Below are 16,448 nucleotides of genomic sequence, written 5' to 3' on the forward strand. Positions count from 1 at the left end.
CCTTCGTGCGCTCACGCTCACTGCCGAACATCAGGTCCAGTTGCTTGGATTCAAAGGGCGCCCCGCCCCGGCTCGCGAGAATATCTGCGAGATCGACGCGCTGTACGTCTTCTGGAGGCTTATACGACACCGGCATCTCGCTGTTGGAATGCCGATTAAAGCCCTCATCCGTTTCGCGATGCAAGAGCGGCACGTTCATAGCCAAGGAAAACTACAGGAATCACGCCTTAGATTCAAGTATTTAGGCGCATAGCAAAATGACTCGAATTCAGCGGTTTAGCTGCTCTTCGGTCGCACGTTGATCCGGAGATGTGAGCAGAAAGATATTGGGCGGCACTGGACTGAAGGCGATCAAGATACGCGCCCGCGCAGGGAATCTCAGACCCACAATTGCCCTCAGCATTTCCAATCAGTTCAGGGTGCATGAATGCCACAATCTGAGGCAAATGGCGCGCCCGGCATGAGTATGATGGGCACTCAAATCATTAGGAAATTGCGGTCACGGTAGACCGCTGATGTCCGAAATGCGCCTCGGATTCCATGACCGAAGCTTTGGCGCGGTACGATGCGGCGGCGCAGAAGGCACAGACGATGTCCTGGCTATCGAGTTGGCGAAGGCAGGCTTGCCATGCGTTTTACGGAGCGGAGTCGCGATTCGTCTTGCGCCTCGAACCAATTGCGCGCCGGCGTCGCAGCGCTCGCCGCGCAGCCCGACGGCCAAGAAACCCTCTTTCCGCTCGGCGCGCTTGTTCTTGGCGAAGCGCTGAAACCTGCCGAATTGTCATGCCATCTGGCGCTTTGTCCCGAAGTCTAGGCATCAGCATCTACACACGCTGGAATCGGCACCGATATTGACATCAAGGTGCTGACTAAGGTGCGCAATGACGGCTTGGAGAGCTAGCCTCGCAAAGATCCAGCCTTGGAAACTCCGGATGGTGCCCTGCGTGAAAGGAAGAATACAACGCTGTCCGGGTCGCAACGCGCATGCAAGCTCGGCGCAGGGGCTCTCACGCCTCGATGGCCAACAGCGACTTCAGCGGCAGCGATGCATCAGCCAACCGCTCACGGTCGAGATCGCTTGCTACATGCATCCCCGCCAAGATCAGCGCCTTGCCCTGAACATAGTCTCTGGTCGCGTTGACGCAGTCGAGTGCGACAATCCGCCCACTCCTTATATAAATGACCGCGAACGACCCCGACGCCATGTCGCCGCGGATGATCGTGTCGTCATGATCGATTGAAAGGCCGATCGTCTGAATCCTGAGGTCATATTGATTCGACCAGAACCACGGGATCGCGGCATAGGGCTGGCCCTGCCCCATGATGTCCCTGGCGACGACGGTCGCCATGTCGGACGCGTTCTGCACCGATTCCAGCCTGATAATGGCAAGCTCAGCATGGGCGTTACGGTGCGCGGCACAATCGCCGATTGCATAGATATCGCCCAGCGTGGTCCGGCACCGGTCGTCGACCAGGACCCCGTTTCCGGTCGCGGCACCCGCCTCTGCAAGCTCCTCTACCGCAGGAATGATACCGATGCCGGCCACCACGAAGTCGCAGGGAATCCGTTCACCCCCGGCAAGCCTTATGCCGGTGATCCGATCGCCGCCTTCCAGCGCCTCGACCCTCGTTCCCAGCCGCAAGTCAACACCGTGCCGGCGATGCTCCGCCTCCACGAACCGGGCCATCTCCTCGCCCGCCGCACGCGCGAGGACGCGGTCCAGCATCTCCAGCAGCACCACCGACTTGCCCGCCTTGCGAAGCACCGCCGCCGCCTCGAGCCCGATATAGCCGCCTCCGATGATCACGACACGCTGCGCGGTCTCCGCAAGCGCCTTCAGCCGATCCGCGTCGGCGAGGGTTCGAATGTAGAGAAGATTTTCGGCGCCGGAATTGTGGCAGGGCAGCGGCCTCGGCCTGCCGCCGGTTGCCCAAACCAGCTTGCCGTAGCCGATCCGGCCACCTACGGACGCCCAGACTTCGCGACCAGCCGGATCGACGCGCGCGACACGATGGCCAAGGAGAAGCGCGATATCCTTGTCGGCCCAGAAAGCCTCGGGGCGAATGCGAATGCGCGCCGCGTCGCGTTGGCCGGCAAAATATTCCTTCGACAGCGGCGGCCGCTCGTAAGGGAGTTCGAGTTCGTCACCGACGATCGCTATCGATCCGGAGAAGCCGCCCTGCCTCAGTGCGATCGCGGTCTGTGTACCGCCATGCCCGGCCCCTACGATAACGACATCATAATGCGACCCTATCTCGACCGGCATTTCGTTCGGAACCTCAATCTTCCGGTGCCAGCCGAACGGTCAGCGCATCATGCGCGCCGTCGAGCGTGATCTGGCACGACAATCGCGAACCCTCTCCCCGGTGAGCAGAACTCTCGAGCAGATCGTCCTCATCATCGCTGCCAGGTGCCTTCAGCTCCTCCGGCCCGTGCTCGATATAAACATGACAGGTCGCGCACGAGCAGCAGCCGCCGCATAACGCCAGAATATCATCGAAGCCGCCTTCGCGAAGCGCTTCCATCAGGCTGATTCCCTCAGCGACCGAAATTGTGCGCTCGCTTCCATCGCGAGCCAAAACATGAATGTTGGGCATATCCGTTAATCCGATCGGGCTCACATCCGGCTGGCGTGCCAGCTCAGATGATCGCTCATGAAGGTTGAGATGAAATAATAGCTGTGGTCGTAGCCCCGCCTGAGCCGGAGGGTCAGGGGGATACCCGCGCGTGCGCAAGCCGCGCCGAGGATCTCCGGACGGAGCTGCTCCTCGAGAAACTGGTCCGCCTCCCCCTGATCCACGAGCAAGGCCGGCGCCCGCGCGCCATCCTCGATCAGCGCCACGGCGTCATGCCTGCGCCACAATATCTCGTCGTCGCCGAGATAGCCGCCCAGTGCCTTTCGGCCCCATGGCACCTGCGTCGGCGCCACGATGGGGGCGAAGGCCGAGATCGCCCTGAAGCGCTCGGGAAATGTCAGACCGATAGTGAGCGCCCCGTGCCCGCCCATCGAATGCCCCATGATCGACTGGCGATCCATGTCGGCCGGGAAGTGCTCGGCGATCAGCGTGGGAAGCTCCTCGGTGACATAGCTCCACATCCTGTAATGCGGCGCGAAAAGCGGCTCAGTGGCATCGACATAGAAGCCGGCGCCGAGGCCGAAATCATAGGCGCCGGCCGGATCGTCAGCCACCCCCTCGCCACGCGGCGACGTATCGGGCGCGACGAAGATCAGGCCAAGCTCGGCGCAGGCGGCGCGGAACTCGCCCTTTTCGGTCACATTGGCGTGCGTGCAGGTAAGGCCGGAGAGATACCAGACTATCGGCAGCTTCTCGGCTTCTTCATGCTCTGGCACGAACACCGAGAAGGTCATGTCCGTGCCGGTCGCGGTGGACGCGTGGCGGTAGACGCCCTGGATGCCGCCGTGCGATGCGTTGGTAGAAAGCGTTTCCAGGGTCATGCCGTCTGTTTCAACTTCCAGGCTTGCGTGGCGAGCGCATCCATCAGCGGCCGATCGGAGCAGCGGCCGACCAGCGTGCCGCCGGTGAAGCTGCCCGACCCCGGCTTCACGCCTTTGTCCATCGAGGGATGCCGTGAATTGACCGTCATTTTTCGTCTGCCGGATCGATTGCTCAGTAAACCACCACGCTACGGATGCTTTCGCCCGCGTGCATCAGGTCGAACCCCTTGTTGATCTCTTCCAGCCCCATAACGTGGGTGATCATCGGGTCGATCTCGATCTTGCCGGTCATGTACATGTCGACGATCTTGGGCACGTCGGTGCGGCCCTTGGCGCCGCCGAACGCGGTGCCGCGCCAGTTGCGTCCGGTGACCAACTGGAACGGCCGTGTCGCAATCTCCTTGCCCGCCTCGGCCACCCCGATGATGATCGAGGTGCCCCAGCCGCGATGGCAGGCTTCGAGCGCCGTGCGCATCACCTCGGTATTGCCGGTGGCGTCGAAGGTGTAATCGGCACCGCCGTCGGTCATCTGGACGATCGCCGCGACGACGTCCTCGCGGCTCATGCCCTTCGAGTTCAAAAACTCGGTCATGCCGAACTTGCGGCCCCATTCTTCGCGGTCCGGATTGATATCGACGCCGATGATCTTGTTCGCCCCCGCAAGCCGCGCGCCCTGGATCACATTGAGCCCGATGCCGCCCAAACCGAAGACGACGACATTGTCGCCGACCTGCACCTTGGCGGTGTTGATCACCGCGCCGACCCCGGTGGTCACGCCGCAACCGATGTAGCAACTCGACTGGAACGGCGCGTCCTCGCGGATCTTCGTGACCGCTATCTCGGGCAGCACGGTGAAGTTCGAGAAGGTCGAGCAGCCCATATAGTGAAAGATCGGCTGGCCCTTGTAGCTGAAGCGCGTCGTACCGTCAGGCATCAACCCCTTTCCTTGGGTGGCGCGGATCGCGGTGCAGAGGTTGGTCTTGCCGCTGAGGCAGCTTTTGCATTGGCGGCATTCCGGCGTGTAAAGCGGGATCACATGATCGCCCGGCTTAACCGACGTGACGCCCGTGCCGACCTCGCGCACCACGCCCGCGCCCTCATGCCCCAGCACGCTCGGAAAGATGCCCTCGCTGTCGAAACCGTCGAGCGTATAGGCGTCGGTGTGACAGATGCCCGTCGCCATGATCTCGACCAGCACCTCGCCCGCCTTCGGGCCTTCGAGGTCGAGTTCGACGATTTCGAGCGGCTTCTTCGCTTCGAACGCAACGGCGGCGCGGGTCTTCATGCCTCGAATCTCCAATATTCTTATCTGCGAAAATCAGGCGGCAGCCTTTATTTTATGCCACGCGATCAAATCCATGATTTCAGGTGAAAAGGCGTCGTAGGTCGGAATTCCAGCCTCCTTGAGTTCGCCGCGGACTGCCTGCATGATCGACGGCTGGGCGCCCTGCTCGATCAGCGACGAGAGAAACCCTGCGAATTCGATCGGGGGGCTCACCGCAGCGGTGGTCAATTCCGGATGGACAAAGGTCATACCGAAAAAATGATGATCGGGATTGTCGACCCGTCCCAGCACATGGACACCGCATTCGGTGCACGCCATCCGCACGATCGACTGCCCCGCGTCGACGGCTGCCACCTTTTCCTCGTGGTGCGTGATCTTCGCTGTGTCGGCAGCGACGATTGCGACCTGGGACACGAGAGCGCCATCCGGCTTCCAGCATTTGCTGCAACCGCATAGGTGGTTGTGGGCGAGTTCGCCGCTGATCGCTACCTCGACAGCGTCGGCTGCGCAGTGGCACTTGATGGTCAAAACGTCCGGTGCAGGGCCCTCGCCGCTCGCGTTTGAAACCGTCGCATGCACGGCCGGATGGATCGATACAGAAGCGCCGGCGAGAGCTTCCGCACGCGCCTTCAGCGCGACGTTGAAGGCTTCGTAGGATTGCCGCCCGAGCGTGTCGAACAGTTCCCAGACCTGGTCGGCGGTCGGCCCATCGAAGATCTCATCGTTAGTGAGGTGCGTGCGACCGTCCTCGAGCGGCGTCAGGATAAAATAATGCTCGGCCGAAAAGCCTTCATCACCGGGAATGATCGTTATCCACCGCAGCTCGCGCGCGCCGACGATCCGCGTCATGACCGGACCGAGCGGAATCTCCGGTCCTCCCTCGATGATCATGCGCCCCGTCACCGTGCGCCCGACCATCGTCTGCCCGACCAGTTCGGGCATCAGCGGGTTCCATTCGGGATAGCGGGCGAGGTCGTCCATCACGCTCCACACCGTCTGCGGCGAGGCGTCGATCACGATCTCGGTCTTCAGAACATGACGCATTGTTTCCCCTCCCGGCCGCGCGTGTTTCGATGCGCTCTCATCGCCGAGGCTAGAGGCCCGGGGATCGCGGTTCCTGCACAGACAGGGTCGCGAGGACCATGAAACAGACCGTTCCCAGCGACGCCAATGCCGATCAGAGCCCGCCGGCAGCCCGCACGATCGCAATGGCTTCCGATTTCCGGTTCACATTGAGTTTCGAGAATATTTCGCGCCAATACCATTTGACGGTGTTCTCGGTCAGGCCGAGGAGCTCGCCGATCTCGCGGTTCGAACGGCTCTCGATACCAGCTCTGATGACGGCGAATTCACGCTCCGAGAGATGGAGGTCGGTATCAACACCACGCGACATGCTCGGACGTGAAAGAGGCTGTGGACGCCGCGCAGCGGAAAGCAACATGCGCGCGAACTCCCGCAACGGCCGCGATGTATCGCGCGCGTTGGCATATTGCTCCAATAGGCTAGCAACCTCGCCCTCGTCGGTCACCGATCGCAGGAAATGATGTTTCTTGGCCATGTGAAGGGCATTCTCCAGATACTCCTGCCCTTTCCGCTCCCTGGCGCCCTTCGCCGCTCCGATCGCGGCATAAAGGAATGCGCGGACCGCTTCCCGATAGGCCTGCCGCTGAACGGCATCCCCGGCGATCGCTGCCAGTTCCAGCGACAGCCCGGCGGCGGCGCCAGCATTTGCCGCACGGACCCGCATGACCCGCATCTCGATCGCGACGCTCAGGCACGTCGTGTCCAATTCCCGATCGCCAGCCGCAACCTGCGACGGCAGGGTAGCATTCACCGCGCCGGCAATACCGCGCCGCTGCATCTCGGAGCGGAGCATGACCTCCAGGCGATCGAAACCATTGTCGATCGCCAGCGCGAGTCCGCTCCGCAGCAGTTCCTCGCCCTGCGCGGCATCGTTCTCAAGATATGCGAGCTTTGCCCGGACCAGGAACGATGCAAGGAGATTGTCGACAAAGCCCATGCTCGAAAGCTCCAGCGGATAGGATCCGAGAAGCTCGCGCGCATCCGACACGCGGTTCTGCTCATAGTGAAGCTCGGCCAGGAAACATGCGGGCATGGCGGCGAGAGGCGAATGCGGGCCGTGAAGACGGCGCGCCGCTTCGAAAGCCCGCTGATAGTGTTCGCGCGCCATGTCGAGGTCGCCGCGCGAGAAGAAAGTGCGGCCGGCGAGGCAGTCGTGAAAAACCACACCGTAGCGCGCGTCCGCTTCGAGGAACAGGTCGCGCAACTCCTGCGCGCGATGGGGCAGCAGCGACAGCACACCAAGCTCCCGCGACACCAGGATCTGCGTCGTGCCTGCCGAGGCCAGCATGAAGGCGTCGTCGGTCGACCGGGATTCCATCCACTCGTGCGCCTCACGCCTTGCCGACAGCAGGTTGTCGCTGAACACCGACAACATCATCTCACGGTGCGCGAGCTTGGTGCGCATGTGGTGCAACCGTTCGGTTTCGCCGTCGATCGCCAGTGCGGTCCGGACATTGTCCAGATACCGTTCCGCCCGCGCGAACTGCCAATTGATCTCGGCCGCCCATGCAAGCTCGAGCTGAAGCTCCAGCGCGGATTTCACGACCGGTCCGGGAAGTCGCTGCACCAGCTTGGTCAGGACATCGATTTCGCCGGCCGCAAAGAGCGCGCTGCTCGCATTGTCGAGCAGCGTGCCGGCAAGGTCGAACGCGCCGATGACGCAGCAATGCTCGAACGCTTCCCGGACATGACCGCGCTGATTGAGCGACGCGATGGCGCGAGCATGCAGCTCCCTCCAACGCGGCTCATCAACGTCCTTCAGGCGGCGGGTCAGGAATTCCGAGAAGAGGTGGTGATAGCGGAACCAGCGGCGATCCCGATCGAGTTCGAAAATGAAGAGCTGCTCGCGCCGGAGCTGGGCGATGATCCGCGCGCTGTCCTCGATGCCGAGCACCTCGTCACAGAGCCGGGCGTCGAACCGCACGAAAATCGAGCTCTCGAGCAGGAAGGTGGCGCTCCGCTCGTCCTTTCCGCGCAGAACCTCGCTCACGAGGAAATCAGAGATGGTGGCCAGCTCGCCCGACAGGGAATCGACGAGCTCGGCCGCATCCTGCCCATTGGCGATCGTGAGGCCGACCAGCTGGATGCCCGCGACCCAGCCTTCCGTGCGGCGGTGCAGCTTTGCGATCGTGTCGCCGTCGATGGCCGCGCCGTTGCCGATCAACAGCCGCCCCGTTTCCTCTTCCGAGAATTCGAGATCGGCTGACAGGATCTCACGGATAAGCCCCGCCATACGCAAACGGCTGAGCGCCAGATTCGGTGCATGCCTGGCAGCGATGAAGAGATGGAATCTCGGGAGATTGCTCAAAAGCAGATGATCGAGAAGACCATCAACCTCAGCACTTTGAATCGCATGATAATCGTCGATGAACAGATAATAATCTTCATCCAGTGCGGACAACTCCTGGATCAGCGCCGTTTCAAGGATCTCGCGGGGAAGCGTGATGCCGCTTGTCGTGAGCGTCGCAAGACCAAGGCCGAAGTCAGGTCGTTGCTTCTGCAATGCGGCGATGAGCAAGCGCAGAAATCCAACGAGGGAATCGTCCGCGGCCTCGACGCTGATCCACCCCGCCGGCTCCCCGGCGCTCAGCAGGCGCTCGAATGCCGCCGCGAGTACGCTGGTCTTGCCGTAGCCAGCCGGCGCACACACCAGAACCAGCCGCTTCGCCATCGCCGCCGCCATCTTGTCGTCAAGCGACCGGCGCTCCACCAAAGGACCCGCACGGCAAGGTGGCGTAAGCTTCGCCGCTACAACTGAGGCAATACCGCGCAAGGCCGGCTCTCCATCCAGACACCATTCTCCAGGGGCCAGCCTCTCTTTCGCGTTCCGCGCCGTACCTCCCTCATCCTTTACCCTGTATCGCTCAGGTCAAGCTTCATTTAATATCCGGGGCCGCCGATACAGAACTTGCCTGTCGTCGATGATGGTCCTGACCGCTCCCCGTGCGCTCCCGTCTTCGCGCTCCAGTTGGTCGACGCGATGCCAATGGCTCGCGTCGAACCACCGCAGACCGCGCTCGTGCAGCATCTCTTCCCAGTCGCGCAAGGCCGCTCCGGGGCGCGCCGCGCCCAGGTCTTCGATCAGGGCCGCCACGACCTGGCCCGCGCAAGCCTTGTTCGAGCCAACCACGCCCGACGGACCTCGCCGGATCCATCCGGTCGCATAACAGCCGGGGACCGCCAGGCCCTGCTCGTCGGTCACCCGGCCGGCTTCGCCCGTCGGCACCACGCCGCGATCGGTCGCAAAGGGAAGACCCTCCAAAGCCGCGCCGCGATACCCGACGGCTGTCACGACCAGATCGACAGGATGCTCGGTCATCGCCTCGCTTCCCATCGGGTCGCTCTGCCTCACCCGAAGGATATGACCGCCAGCGGTTTCAGCGATTGCCACCGGCCGGGCGCCGAACCGAAGGATCATTTTTTTGCGCCGGTTGGCGGGAAGCTCCCCTTGCACGCTCAACGCCTTGAGCAGCTCGAAATTCCGCTGAGCGGCCCGATCCTCGATCCGTGCAGCGTCGATGCCTGCGAAGTCTCCCGCATCGGTCATGACCGCGCAGTCGCTCAGCTCGCCGAGTTCCCGCAACTCCTTGGTGGTGAAACGCGCCTGATGGGGGCCGCGTCGGGCCAGCAGGGTCACCTGTCTCGTTCGCACATGGCCAAGCGCCTCGCGCACCCGGTCCGGCATCTCGCTCGTCGCCAGCTCGTCCGCGGATCGCGACAATATCCGCGACGCATCCAGTGCGACATTCCCGGCGCCGACCACGACCGCGTCCCGCGCCCGCCTTACAATGTCGAAGATCGACGGGTCCGCGTCGGGATGACCGCAATACCAGCGGGCGAATTCGGACGAAGGAATGCAAATGCGCGCGCCCTCATTTTCGAATCCGGCCGAGCGGTGCAGCGACGCACCATAGGCGAAGATCACGGCGTCGAAGCATGACCGCAGATCGGCGACCGACAGGGCGCTGCCCACCTCGATTCCTCCGAAAAAGGCGACGTCGGGGTCGCGGATCACGTCCTCGAGCTTGTCGCCGAGCGCACGCATATTGGGGTGATCGGGCGCCACGCCGTAACGCAGGAGGCCGAAGGGCACGGGCAGGCGCTCGACGATAGCGATCTTCGCCCCCAAGCCCGCCTTCAATATCGCTTCAGCGGCGTAAAGCGCTGACGGACCGGCACCGACGATTGCGATCCGCAACGAGGGATGGTGCATCGCGATCTATCCTGGAAAGTTCGAAACGAGAATGGTGTCGGCGCCGGCGGGACCAAGCTTGCCGGCGCTCGCCCCCGATCCGAGCGCGGTGAAGCGGTCCCCCAGGATATCGGTGACGAAGGTCCTGTTGTCCTCGATGAAGGCTTCCAGTTCCTTCGGCACGTCATATTCGTTGAAGATCGCCCCGACCGGGCATACAGGCTCGCACGCACCACAATCGATGCATTGGTCGGGGTTGATGTAGCGCGACCGCAAACCTTCGTAGATGCAATCGGCCGGGCACACGGTCACACAAGCCCCATCGACCTTGTCGATGCAGGCCGCCGTCACGACGAAAGCCATGGATCGCCTCCTTATGCTGCCTGGGCCGGCTCGGGGTTCCGGCTCGCATCCCATTCGACGAGGACGCTCGACGGGCCCCGGAACGAGGTGTTGGCGGAAAAGCGAAAATCCTGCGGTTGCACGAGCTGGAGATGGGGCAGCCGCGCGGTCAGCTCCTCAAGCATGATCCGCATCTCCAGCCGCGCGACGGGCGCGCCCATGCATAGATGCGCGCCGAACCCGAAGGACAGGTTCCGGTTCGCGTTGGACCGGCGGATATCGAGCGTCTCGGGCTGCGCGAACTCGTTCGCGTCATGATTGGCCGAACCGTTAAGGATCAGCAGGTTCGCGCCCGCCGGAATCGCCTCCCCGTCGATCTCGACCGGCACCTTCGTCGTGCGGCGCCAGGCCACCACCGACGAGGAATAGCGCAGGCATTCCTCGACCGCGTTCGGGATAAGCGACGGATCGGCGACCAGTGCCTCCCATTGCGCACGGTTTTCGAGGAGCGCGCGGAACATGTTGGCCGATGCCGCGGTGGTCGTCTCGTGGCCGGCGAACGTGAAGTTCATCATCATCCAGACGAGATAGTTGCGGTCGAAAAGCTCGCCGTCTTCCAGATGGCCGCGGATCATCTCGCTGATGAAATCATCGCCGAGATTCCGGCTGAGCCGCTCGATGTGCATCGTCGCGTAGCGCCAATAGTCGGCGAGCTTCCGGCTCAGGCGGAGCTGCTCCTCCTGGCTCGGATAGCCCCAGTTGAACAGGGCGTAGGAGGTGGCGAAGCCCTTGCAGAGTTCCACCTCGTCCTCGGGGATGCCGGTGAAGTGAAACGCAACCAGCGCGGGGACGTCCCAGACCAGGTCGCGCACCAGATCGGCCGACCCGCGCGCGACGATACGATCGATATAGCCGCGCACGAATTCGCGGATGCGCGGCTCGGTCGCCCGAATCCGTTGCGGGGTGAACGCGACCATCAGCCGCTTGCGCCGCTGCGCGTGCGTCGGCGGGTCCTCGTTCACCAGCGCGCTGCCGGGGACCACGCCGCTGTCGACCAGAACCTGCAGCGCCTCGGGCGCGAGCGGCTTGAGCTGATCGAGCGTGATCGCCGCAGAGAAGCGCTCCTGATCCCGGAAGCACTCGCGCACGTCGGCATAGCGGGAGACCACCCAATAGCCGATCTCCTCATCGTAGAAGACCGGCTTCGCTTCCCGGATAAGCGAGAAGACCCTGTACGGATCCGCAAGATATTCTTCCGAGAAGGGCTTGAAGGATAAGGCGGGATTCTTCTCGACCAGTTCCGGCGAATTGTGCACAATTTCTCTCCCAGATACGCGTTATCGCGATTTCCGGGCCATATTTTCTCGCTGACGCGCTGGTGTCACCGTCCATTCCGGAGTGACGCGAACAGATTTTTATCTGCTCAGATCGCCGCCCCACCCGACTCGGGTGGGTCGTTCGGACGGGAACCGATGCAGACCCAGCCGTCGATCAGCGCGAGTTCGATCGGATGGAGATACTCACCCTCGCAGGCTCCGCTGAAGCAGCGTCCATCCAGCATCGAGAAGATCGCACAATGCTGGCGGCAAAAGATCGCGTCGCGATCCGGGGTAAGGAACTCCCCGCTATCCCGGTCGAGCGTCAGCGACGCATGAGGGCAGAGATTCAGATATCCCCGCAGCTCACCGCTGATCGAGCGGACGATAAACATCCGGAACGCGTTCGGCCCCGCGCCAAAGGTGAAGGCACGCGCCGCGGGCGGCACAAGCTCATCGATCCCGATGAGCCGCGTCGACGGCACCGGAGCGAAGGGCCGCCGGCGCCAATAGCCGTCCGACATCTTCCGGTCTCAGTCCTGAAAGCGCGTCACCGGGCGTAGAACGGCGGGATCTGCGCGTCGACGTTGATCCAGACCGACTTTGGCTGGGTATATTCGCGCATGACCTCGAACCCCATCTCGCGGCCATAGCCCGAGGCGCCGAACCCTCCGAACGGCGAGCCCGGATGAACACGCTTGTAGCAGTTGATCCAGATCATGCCGGCGTGGATGCCCTTCGCGAACCGGTGGGCCCGCGTCAGGTCGTTCGTCCACAAGCCCGCGCCCAGCCCGTATTCGGTGTCGTTGGCGATCGCGAGCGCCTCGGCATCGTCTCTGAACGTCAGGATCGTGGCAAAGGGGCCGAACACCTCCTCGCGGGCGACACGGTGGCTCGGTTCTGCCCGCACGATGGTCGGCTGCACGAAATAGCCGTCCTCAAGGCCCGCCACGCCCGGCGCCGCGCCCCCACTCACGACCTGACCGCCCTCGCCGCGCGCGATGTCGACGAACGACAGGACGCGCTCCTGATGGAGCCTGGACGTCAGCGGCCCCATCTCCGTTGCCGGATCGAGCGGATCGCCGAGACGAATCGATCGCGCCAGTGTCGAGAAACGATCGAGAAACTCGTCGGCGATCGACTCATGGAGCAGAATCCTCGACCCCGCGATGCACGCTTGCCCCTGATTGTGGAAAATCCCGAACGCTGCCCCGCCGACGGCGGCCGCAAGGTTCGCATCCGGGAAGACAATGTTCGGACCCTTGCCGCCCAGTTCGAGCTGGACCTTCTTGAGATTGCCCGCCGAACTCTGCACGATACGCCGCCCGATCGCCGTCGAGCCGGTGAAGGAGACCTTGCCGATGCCCGGATGGTCGGCGATCCGCTGGCCGGCGGTCGCACCGTAGCCGGGCACGATGTTGATGACGCCCGCCGGGAAACCGACCTCCATCATCAGTTCGCCGATCCGCAGCGTCGAGAGCGGCGTCAACTCCGATGGCTTGAAGACGACGGTGTTGCCGGCGGCCAGCGCCGGCGCGAGCTTCCAGCTCGTGAACATGAGCGGGAAGTTCCACGGCGCGATCGCTCCGACCACGCCGATCGGCTCGCGCTCGACATAGTTCAGGAATCCGGCGTCGACGGGAACCACCGATCCTTCGAGCTTGTCGGCCATTCCGCCGAAATAGCGATAGCACAGAACCGTCCTCGGCACATCGAGCCGCCGGCAATCCTGGATCGGATGACCCGTGTCCAAAGCCTCGAGCCGGGCGAAAGCCTCGCTTTCTTCCTCGATCCGGTCGGCCAGTTTCAGGAGCAGGCGCCCCCGCTCGCTCGCCGCCAGCGACGACCAGGCCGGAAAGGCCGCCTGTGCCGCTTCGACCGCGCGATCGACATCGGCCTCGCCGGCCGACGCGATCGCGCAGATGACCGAACCGTCATAAGGGTTGTGAACCTCAATCGTTTCGCCGGAGAGGCTGTCCACCCATTGACCGCCGATCAGCAGCTTCGTCTGCAGGTCGGCTCGCGCTTCCTGCCTCAGTGCCTGTGTGGCCATGCCTACAATTCCTTCAACGCCGGGCTTCAGAATGTCACCGCAACGATCGGCGCTTCGCCCTTGGCGATCAGCTCCGGGATCTTCGACGAGCCATTCTCCCAGACCAGCAGCATCGAGCGCTTGGTCGAGAAGCCCTGATGCCGGATATCGGCCGGCATGCAGGCGATGTCGCCCGCCTTCTGGACGACGGTCGCGCGCGGCTTGCCGCTATTCTTGTCCTTGATCTCCCAGCTGATCTCGTCCGAGAGCTGAAGGAACCACTCGCAGCGGTCGTTGCCGTGCTCGATCGGAAGGATGAACTCCTCCGAGGTCGGGCAGAACAGGCTGTCGCCGACCACCGAGCAGACGCTCGGGTTCCAGGTCACGTCCGACCGCGAGAGATAGCCGAACAGGTTGTAGGCGCTGACCTCGCCCTCGAAACCGGGCTCGGCCTCGACCAGCGGCTGATCCTGCGCGACGTCGGCGAAGTCGCGATTGACGGGGAAGCCGAGATCATCGGTCCGCACCGGCGTGTCACCCGGCAGCCCGACCATACGGCGCGCCGTCACCCGTTGCCGGCCGATCGCCGCCTCGTTCGAGCCCGATTTCTTGCCCCAGGCGGTCCCGGTCTCCATCGGCGCGGCGAACGGGTCATAGCCTTCGATCGTCCAGTCCGAGAGCATTTCCCGGAACAGCGACATCAGCGCGGGCGAGTCATAAAGCTCCTCATAGTCGCGGCCGGCGGCACGGTATGCGTCGTCGAATTTCCCGGCATAAAGCGTCACCGTCCCATAATGATTGATGGTGCCGAAGATGCCGTCGAAGGCAACCGTACCATAAAAAAAGCCCCAGGCGACGTCGCGCATGAGCGCCCGCAGGAAGGCGTCGATCGGGATCGTTCGGGTTCCGCCCGGCCAGGACAGGCGGGCGAAATACTCGTCGCGCGCAAAATGAAACTTGCCGGCTCGAAAGCGGCGATAACCCGTTTCGTTGGACATCGCGAGGGTCTCTACGTCGCGACTTGCGTCGGGGTTCGAATGCGTCTCGGCAACCAGGGACATGGCCATAGCTTGATACTCCAGAAGTTCAGTCAACTTGACAAATCTCGGCCCAGCGCTCGATGGTCTCGGGACCTTGAATGGTCTGAAAGATGCCCGCAGCCGGCGCGGTCGCGACCAGGCGATAGGCCGACCCGACCGGGAGCAGCGCCATATGGCCGCGGCGCAGGACGATGCGGCCCATCTTCGCGCCGTCCGGCCAGTTCGCCAGCCGGTGCGCGCCAAGCGATTCCGGATCGACGACGCCCGGATCGGCGAGCTTCACCAGGTGCACCTCGATCTCGCCATCCATCGTCAGCACGAACTCGTCGTGCGCGGCGGCATACCAGGCGGACTCGCCTTCGGCCCGGAAGGCCTCGATCACATATTCGAAATTCTTGCCCACCGCGATGCGCTCGTACGGCGCGCTCTTCGCCGCGACGTCGAAAACATTAGAAAATACGTAGTTGCGCGGATTGTCGTCGACAATCGTCACGCCGCCTTTTTCATATTCGGCCAGCGAGCCGAACTTTGTCACAACACTGGACATGATAGTCCTCTCCTGATCGCGGTCGGGAACGCAAAATTCCGCGACTCTGTCAACAGAGGCTATAATGAAGGCAATCGCACCCGCATTTCCTGCACGAAGCTGTGCAACTTCGGCATGTTACCGGGCCTCGATCAATCGAGCCGGCTCCTTCTGTAGGTGGCCGGGGTCACGCCCGTACTTCGCCGGAACATTCTCGTCAGGTGCTCCTGATGCGTGAACCCGCACAGCAAGGCGATTTCAGCGATCTGTCTTGGCTCGAGCAAAAGCTCCTGAGCCCGCTTCACGCGGCAGTCGATGATATGCTGATATGGTGTCACCCCGCAACTACGGCGGAACTGCCGCGCAAAATGGATGGGGCTCAACCCGGCCGCCTTCGCAAGATCGGCAACACCGATCGGATACTCCATATGCGCCTCGATGAACTCATTCACGGACCGAAACTGCCGGGCAGTCAGGCCTCGTGCCGGCCCGCCATCCGGGCGCGGCCCGGCAGTCGAGTGCCTGCGCACCAGCTGGCAGGCCATCAATCGCGCAAGGCTGTCTGCAAACAGATCCGACTGCTGTTCGACCAGCATGTCGCAGCACATCCGCGCAAGGCGTTCGATAAGTGCATCATGCTCACCCAGGCGAGGAATATATTCAACCGCCTCCGGATCGCCTTTGGAGAGTTCCGCGGCCGCCTCGTGCAGATACCGAACGGGAATATACATGTGGACGGTTTCGAGATGCTGCAGAAGCTTGACCCCGAAATCGCGTCCGGGCGGAAGAAAGAACAAGCCTCCGGCCTGCACCTTGCGATGAACGCGCTCGCCGGCAAGGTCACGCTCGACCTTTGCCGGCCCACCGAGATGAACGATGATGAGGGCGAGATCGCGCGCTCCGAACCGCCCCTCATACGGGTCTTCCCGCTGCCGGGAGGCGTAGAGCGACGTCCACCCGAGGCTTTCGCTCGACTCGATGACGCTCTGCCCCTGTTGGAGCAGAATACCATGCGTGTCGCTGGCATATAGCGGCTGTTTCAGCTCAACGGACATATCTCTCTCACCGCGTCCACCCATCTGCGGCGCGTGGGTGAATCATCTTCGGATCACGAAGCTAGGCGATGACAAGCGCCGAGTCTCCACCCGTTTCGGGTGGACACTGTCGCCAATAT

The 16,448-nt window shown here is 62.9% G+C and carries 17 protein-coding genes; 1 reads left to right on the forward strand and 16 read right to left on the reverse strand.

From position 1 onward, the window contains the following. A partial coding sequence (locus SX1_RS24675; RefSeq protein WP_043145846.1) for a hypothetical protein occupies positions 1-199 on the reverse strand: 199 nt, incomplete at its 3' end. A 429-nt stretch (positions 200-628) separates the two neighbouring features. Here SX1_RS24675 and SX1_RS24270 point away from each other — a divergent pair. Further along, positions 629-814, forward strand: a complete 186-nt coding sequence (locus SX1_RS24270; protein ID WP_026149828.1) for a hypothetical protein — start codon at positions 629-631, stop codon at positions 812-814. Positions 815-1,007: 193 nt separating this feature from the next. Here the strand turns inward: SX1_RS24270 and SX1_RS16230 are convergent, their stop codons facing one another. The 15 genes from SX1_RS16230 to SX1_RS16300 all read right to left on the reverse strand — a co-directional run bounded on the left by SX1_RS16230 (position 1,008) and on the right by SX1_RS16300 (position 16,329). Beyond that, positions 1,008-2,267, reverse strand: a complete 1,260-nt coding sequence (locus SX1_RS16230; protein ID WP_019053826.1) for an NAD(P)/FAD-dependent oxidoreductase — start codon at positions 2,265-2,267, stop codon at positions 1,008-1,010. Between the two features lie 13 nt (positions 2,268-2,280). Then, positions 2,281-2,598: a 2Fe-2S iron-sulfur cluster-binding protein gene (locus SX1_RS16235; protein ID WP_019053827.1), complete on the reverse strand. Its 318-nt coding sequence runs from the start codon at positions 2,596-2,598 to the stop codon at positions 2,281-2,283. Between the two features lie 20 nt (positions 2,599-2,618). Beyond that, positions 2,619-3,458 carry an S-formylglutathione hydrolase gene (gene fghA, locus SX1_RS16240; protein WP_019053828.1) on the reverse strand — a complete coding sequence of 280 codons (840 nt, stop codon included), beginning with the start codon at positions 3,456-3,458 and terminating at the stop codon, positions 2,619-2,621. Further along, positions 3,455-3,607: a hypothetical protein gene (locus tag SX1_RS24555; protein ID WP_019053829.1), complete on the reverse strand. Its 153-nt coding sequence runs from the start codon at positions 3,605-3,607 to the stop codon at positions 3,455-3,457. The genes fghA and SX1_RS24555 overlap by 4 nt, the downstream gene beginning before the upstream one ends. A 23-nt stretch (positions 3,608-3,630) precedes the next feature. Continuing rightward, positions 3,631-4,743, reverse strand: a complete 1,113-nt coding sequence (locus SX1_RS16250; RefSeq protein WP_019053830.1) for an S-(hydroxymethyl)glutathione dehydrogenase/class III alcohol dehydrogenase — start codon at positions 4,741-4,743, stop codon at positions 3,631-3,633. 33 nt (positions 4,744-4,776) lie between these two features. Next, positions 4,777-5,787, reverse strand: a complete 1,011-nt coding sequence (locus SX1_RS23525; protein WP_019053831.1) for a GFA family protein — start codon at positions 5,785-5,787, stop codon at positions 4,777-4,779. Positions 5,788-5,920: 133 nt separating this feature from the next. Beyond that, complete coding sequence (locus SX1_RS16260) at positions 5,921-8,599, reverse strand: winged helix-turn-helix domain-containing protein (protein ID WP_167539647.1); 2,679 nt, start codon at positions 8,597-8,599, stop codon at positions 5,921-5,923. A gap of 96 nt (positions 8,600-8,695) precedes the next feature. Further along, positions 8,696-10,039: a ferredoxin--NADP reductase domain-containing protein gene (locus SX1_RS16265; RefSeq protein ID WP_019053833.1), complete on the reverse strand. Its 1,344-nt coding sequence runs from the start codon at positions 10,037-10,039 to the stop codon at positions 8,696-8,698. A 6-nt stretch (positions 10,040-10,045) separates the two neighbouring features. Further along, positions 10,046-10,381, reverse strand: coding sequence for a 4Fe-4S dicluster domain-containing protein (locus SX1_RS16270; protein WP_019053834.1), 336 nt, complete (start codon positions 10,379-10,381; stop codon positions 10,046-10,048). Positions 10,382-10,392: 11 nt separating this feature from the next. Beyond that, positions 10,393-11,676 carry a cytochrome P450 gene (locus tag SX1_RS16275; RefSeq protein ID WP_019053835.1) on the reverse strand — a complete coding sequence of 428 codons (1,284 nt, stop codon included), beginning with the start codon at positions 11,674-11,676 and terminating at the stop codon, positions 10,393-10,395. A gap of 107 nt (positions 11,677-11,783) precedes the next feature. Beyond that, positions 11,784-12,200 carry a Rieske (2Fe-2S) protein gene (locus SX1_RS23530; RefSeq protein ID WP_019053836.1) on the reverse strand — a complete coding sequence of 139 codons (417 nt, stop codon included), beginning with the start codon at positions 12,198-12,200 and terminating at the stop codon, positions 11,784-11,786. A gap of 26 nt (positions 12,201-12,226) precedes the next feature. Further along, positions 12,227-13,729 carry an aldehyde dehydrogenase family protein gene (locus tag SX1_RS16285; protein WP_019053837.1) on the reverse strand — a complete coding sequence of 501 codons (1,503 nt, stop codon included), beginning with the start codon at positions 13,727-13,729 and terminating at the stop codon, positions 12,227-12,229. A 26-nt stretch (positions 13,730-13,755) separates the two neighbouring features. After that, positions 13,756-14,775 (reverse strand): hypothetical protein, encoded by a 1,020-nt coding sequence (locus tag SX1_RS16290; protein ID WP_019053838.1) that lies wholly within the window; start codon positions 14,773-14,775, stop codon positions 13,756-13,758. Between the two features lie 19 nt (positions 14,776-14,794). Next, entirely contained in the window at positions 14,795-15,295 is a 501-nt protein-coding gene (locus tag SX1_RS16295) for a cupin domain-containing protein (RefSeq protein ID WP_019053839.1), read from the reverse strand. 131 nt (positions 15,296-15,426) lie between these two features. Beyond that, positions 15,427-16,329, reverse strand: a complete 903-nt coding sequence (locus tag SX1_RS16300; RefSeq protein WP_026149833.1) for a helix-turn-helix domain-containing protein — start codon at positions 16,327-16,329, stop codon at positions 15,427-15,429. Positions 16,330-16,448 lie beyond the last annotated feature (119 nt).

The sequence above is a fragment of the Sphingobium xenophagum NBRC 107872 genome, from assembly GCF_000367345.1.
Taxonomy (GTDB): Bacteria; Pseudomonadota; Alphaproteobacteria; order Sphingomonadales; family Sphingomonadaceae; genus Sphingobium; species Sphingobium xenophagum.

Excerpts from the sequence above, each read along its gene's own strand:
- SX1_RS16285 (WP_019053837.1), bottom strand. The coding sequence starts at position 13,729 with ATGGCCACACAGGCACTGAGGCAGGAAGCGCGAGCCGACCTGCAGACG.
- SX1_RS23530 (WP_019053836.1), bottom strand. The coding sequence starts at position 12,200 with ATGTCGGACGGCTATTGGCGCCGGCGGCCCTTCGCTCCGGTGCCGTCG.
- SX1_RS16270 (WP_019053834.1), bottom strand. The coding sequence starts at position 10,381 with ATGGCTTTCGTCGTGACGGCGGCCTGCATCGACAAGGTCGATGGGGCT.
- SX1_RS16230 (WP_019053826.1), bottom strand. The coding sequence starts at position 2,267 with ATGCCGGTCGAGATAGGGTCGCATTATGATGTCGTTATCGTAGGGGCC.
- SX1_RS16250 (WP_019053830.1), bottom strand. The coding sequence starts at position 4,743 with ATGAAGACCCGCGCCGCCGTTGCGTTCGAAGCGAAGAAGCCGCTCGAA.
- SX1_RS24555 (WP_019053829.1), bottom strand. The coding sequence starts at position 3,607 with ATGACGGTCAATTCACGGCATCCCTCGATGGACAAAGGCGTGAAGCCG.
- SX1_RS16295 (WP_019053839.1), bottom strand. The coding sequence starts at position 15,295 with ATGTCCAGTGTTGTGACAAAGTTCGGCTCGCTGGCCGAATATGAAAAA.
- SX1_RS24270 (WP_026149828.1), top strand. The coding sequence starts at position 629 with ATGCGTTTTACGGAGCGGAGTCGCGATTCGTCTTGCGCCTCGAACCAA.
- SX1_RS16290 (WP_019053838.1), bottom strand. The coding sequence starts at position 14,775 with ATGGCCATGTCCCTGGTTGCCGAGACGCATTCGAACCCCGACGCAAGT.
- SX1_RS23525 (WP_019053831.1), bottom strand. The coding sequence starts at position 5,787 with ATGCGTCATGTTCTGAAGACCGAGATCGTGATCGACGCCTCGCCGCAG.
- fghA (WP_019053828.1), bottom strand. The coding sequence starts at position 3,458 with ATGACCCTGGAAACGCTTTCTACCAACGCATCGCACGGCGGCATCCAG.
- SX1_RS16235 (WP_019053827.1), bottom strand. The coding sequence starts at position 2,598 with ATGCCCAACATTCATGTTTTGGCTCGCGATGGAAGCGAGCGCACAATT.
- SX1_RS16265 (WP_019053833.1), bottom strand. The coding sequence starts at position 10,039 with ATGCACCATCCCTCGTTGCGGATCGCAATCGTCGGTGCCGGTCCGTCA.
- SX1_RS16300 (WP_026149833.1), bottom strand. The coding sequence starts at position 16,329 with ATGTCCGTTGAGCTGAAACAGCCGCTATATGCCAGCGACACGCATGGT.